This window comes from Neisseria sp. 19428wB4_WF04 (genome assembly GCF_015235335.1).
In the GTDB taxonomy this organism is placed as follows: Bacteria; Pseudomonadota; Gammaproteobacteria; order Burkholderiales; family Neisseriaceae; genus Neisseria; species Neisseria musculi.
Genome location: NZ_JADGLG010000139.1, coordinates 1 through 659, shown reverse-complemented (window position 1 = coordinate 659; position 659 = coordinate 1). Strand labels below are relative to the sequence as shown.

At 64.2% G+C, this 659-nt stretch carries 1 protein-coding gene; it reads right to left on the bottom strand.

The window, feature by feature from the left end:
• Positions 1-659, bottom strand: a 659-nt coding sequence (locus tag IR141_RS14285; RefSeq protein WP_209304443.1) for an Ig-like domain-containing protein, incomplete at both ends; no start/stop codon positions are given.

The following is a 659-nucleotide window of genomic DNA, read 5'->3' as shown; positions in this document are numbered from 1 at the left end:
GGTTACCACCGAACCGGCGGGCGCATCGGTTTTGCCGCTGATGGTCGGGGTGTTGTCGCTGCTGTTGTCCGGCGCGTCTACGCTGATCATCGGGGCGGTGGTGTCGACCGAGCCGTTGTCTTTGGCTCTGCCTTCGTTGCCGGCGGGATCTTTCACCGAGGCTTCGGCGGTGTAGCCGCCGTCGGGCAGGGCTTTGGGCACGTCTACGCTGTAGCTGCCGTCTGCCTTGACGGTGGTGGTAACGGTTTGGCTTTGGCCGTCCGAACCGGTTACCACTACGGTTACCACCGAACCGGCGGGCGCATCGGTTTTGCCGCTGATGGTCGGGGTGTTGTCGCTGCTGTTGTCCGGCGCGTCTACGCTGATCATCGGGGCGGTGGTGTCGACCGAGCCGTTGTCTTTGGCTTTGCCTTCGTTGCCGGCGGGATCTTTCACCGAGGCTTCGGCGGTGTAGCCGCCGTCGGGCAGGGCTTTGGGCACGTCTACGCTGTAGCTGCCGTCTGCCTTGACGGTGGTGGTAACGGTTTGGCTTTGGCCGTCCGAACCGGTTACCACTACGGTTACCACCGAACCGGCGGGCGCATCGGTTTTGCCGCTGATGGTCGGGGTGTTGTCACTGCTGTTGTCCGGCGCGTCTACGCTGATCATCGGGGCGGTGG